3 protein-coding genes and 1 pseudogene are annotated in these 2,524 nt (G+C 75.3%); 2 read left to right on the top strand and 2 right to left on the bottom strand.

Annotation, left to right across the window (positions count from 1 at the left end):
- Nucleotides 1-455: pseudogene (locus ACTZWW_RS22545) on the bottom strand (hypothetical protein); the annotation flags it as partial.
- Between the two features lie 210 nt (nucleotides 456-665).
- Between ACTZWW_RS22545 and lspA the strand changes: the two are divergent.
- Nucleotides 666-1,232: a signal peptidase II gene (gene lspA / locus ACTZWW_RS22540; RefSeq protein ID WP_444783207.1), complete on the top strand. Its 567-nt coding sequence runs from the start codon at nucleotides 666-668 to the stop codon at nucleotides 1,230-1,232.
- A 130-nt stretch (nucleotides 1,233-1,362) separates the two neighbouring features.
- Nucleotides 1,363-2,037, top strand: coding sequence for a hypothetical protein (locus tag ACTZWW_RS22535; protein ID WP_444783206.1), 675 nt, complete (start codon nucleotides 1,363-1,365; stop codon nucleotides 2,035-2,037).
- A gap of 12 nt (nucleotides 2,038-2,049) precedes the next feature.
- Here the strand turns inward: ACTZWW_RS22535 and ACTZWW_RS22530 are convergent.
- The coding region (locus tag ACTZWW_RS22530; protein ID WP_444783205.1) for a PD-(D/E)XK nuclease family protein at nucleotides 2,050-2,524 on the bottom strand (475 nt) is incomplete at its 5' end.

Raw genomic sequence — 2,524 nt, 5'->3', positions numbered from 1 at the left:
GGCGCGGGCTCCTCGACGGGCGCGGGCTCCTCGACAGGCGCGGGCTCCTCGACGGGTGCGGGCTCCTCGGCAGGGGCCGGCTCCTCGGCGGGCGCGGGCTCCTCGGCGGGCGCGGGCTCCTCGGCGGGCGGGGGCTCCTCGGCGGGCGCGGGCTCCTCGACGGGTGTGGGCTCCTCGACGGGCGCGGGCTCCTCGGCCGGCGCGGCCTCCTCCGCCGGTGCGACCTCCTCTTCCGCCGTGGGTGCTCCGTCCGCGGGCGCCTCCTCCTCGACGAGGGTGCCGTCGGGGAGACGCCGCAGCACGGTCGTCCCGTCGGCCGGCGCGCTCGCCTGGGCCAGGATGATTCGGGCCGACGGCATTGCCGGCGGCGCGAAGGCGCGCTCGGCGGCGTGGGGGCTCGTCACCAGCGCGAGCGGCAGTGCGGTGGAGGCGAGAAGCGCGAGGAGGCGGGGCATGGCTGTCATCCGATCCGTCTTCGTGGGCTCTGGTGCGGCCGGTCGTGCCGGATGATCCCGGCACGACGTCGCAGCGGTGACGCGTGCGACCGTCGCGGGGTTCCCGCCCGGCTGTTCCGCCACGCTGCGGGGAATGCTAGGAGGGGGGCGTGGCGCACCTGATGGACGAGCGCGCCTGAACCCGCCCTGAACCGAGATCGACCCGCCCCGATGCCCGCTCCCGCCGCGCCGACCGCCCCGAGGCCGCCGACGCATCGCCGTCTCGCCCTGTCGCTGGTGCTCTCGATCTTTCTCGCCGATCAGGCGACGAAGCTGTTCTTCCTGTTCGTCTACGACCTGCGGGTCCATGCTCCGCTCGAGATCGCACCCTTCGCCGAGCTGATCGTGGTGTGGAACCGCGGCATCTCCTATGGGCTCCTGCAGCAGGAGACCGAGCTCGGACGCTGGCTGCTCGTCGCGGGCTCGCTCGTGGCCGCGGTCGGGCTCGGAATCTGGATGCTGCGCACCGGCGCGCGCGCGCTCGCGGCCTCACTCGCCCTCGTCGTCGGCGGCGCGCTCGGCAACGTCGTCGACCGGATCGCCTACGGCGCGGTGTTCGACTTCGTGCACCTGCACTGGGGCGCGTTCTCGTGGTACGTGTTCAACGTCGCCGATGCGGCGATCGTTGCGGGCGTGGTCGGTCTCCTCTATGACTCCTTCGTCCTGGAGCCGCGCCGAGCGCGGCGAGGGACGGCGCAGCGAGCGTCCCCGCCACACGAAAGCCGCGATGGCGGGTGAGGGAGGCGGGCCGGCCTCGGCTCGTTCCGGACGCGGAGGCCGTTCGGTCCTCGGTCGCGACGGGTCATGGTCGCGGCAGGTGTTGAACGTGGGATGTCGAGGGCGCGACGCTCTCGGGGATGGAGACGAGATGAAGCGTTCCGCAATCGTGCGCGCCGCCTTCGCGGGCGCGGCCCTCGGGCTCCTCGCGGCGCCCGCCGCGCAGGCGCAGGAGGGCGAGTTCTTCCGCAGCATCCTCGGCTCCATCGGCATCATCGAGTCCGAGCAGCCGGAGATCGTCTATCGCGAGCGCGCGCCGCTCGTCGTACCTCCGAATCTCGGCGCGCTGCCGCCGCCGGCGCAGGGCGACACCATCGCCGCCAATCCGCAATGGCCGTCCGATCCGGACGTCGCCGCCGCCCGTGCACGCGCCATCGAGGCGAACACGCCCGCCCCGGAGCGCCCCGGCGCCTTCGAGGGCATCGGCCAGCGCATGACACCTGGCGAGCTGCGTGCCGGGCGTGTGCCCGGCGCCGGTCTCGGCGGCCCGGCACGGGCCGAATGGGCGCCCGCGGAGCGTGGGCTCGGCGGCGCCAATTCCAACCCGGCCTGGATCCCGCCGCAGACGCTGCGCGAGCTCGACGAGCAGCGCCGCGCCGTCGCGCCGGAGACGCGCCTGCAGCGCCGCTTCCTCACCGACCCGCCGCAGGCCTACCTCGCCCCGGACCCGAACGCGCCCTTCCCGGAGCGCGTCCAGACCTTCTCCGGCCCGCGGCCGGAGCCGCAGTCGGCGACGGACTTCGTCCGCGAGCAGAATTCGCGCTGACGCGCGCAGCGCTCATTCGGGACGCGGCGGTCGCTGTGCCGCCGCGGCGACGATGCCGGCCTCGAGCTCGGCCGGCGTCAGCGTGCGCACTAGCGGCCCCGCCGTCCAGACGAGCCGCGCCTCGATGCGCCGATCCGGGAAGGCGCGCGCCAGCAGCGCGGCGTAGAGCCCCATCTGCACGAGCGTCCTGCCCGGGATCGCCGCGTCCGCCGCCGGCGGGCGCGCCGTCGTCTTGAAGTCCGCGAAGACGACCACGTCGGCGTCCACCCGAAGCCGGTCGAGCTGCCCCGCGACCGCGATCTCCTCACCGCTCGGCAGGACGACGCGCCCGGCGATCGGCGCCTCGGCCAGAGCGCCCGGCGCGAAGAGCGTCGCCAGCGCCGGATCGGCGATGACGGCGCAGGCGTCGGCGACGAGGCGCGCGCGCGCCTCCGGCTCGAGGCCGGCCGCGCGGGCCGCGACGAAAGCGCGCGCCGCCGCCTCTCGC

It is taken from the genome of Salinarimonas sp. NSM (assembly GCF_052380005.1).
Taxonomy (GTDB): Bacteria; Pseudomonadota; Alphaproteobacteria; order Rhizobiales; family Beijerinckiaceae; genus Salinarimonas.
The sequence above is the reverse complement of the archived record's forward strand: the minus strand, read 5'-3'. Positions and strand labels throughout refer to the sequence as shown.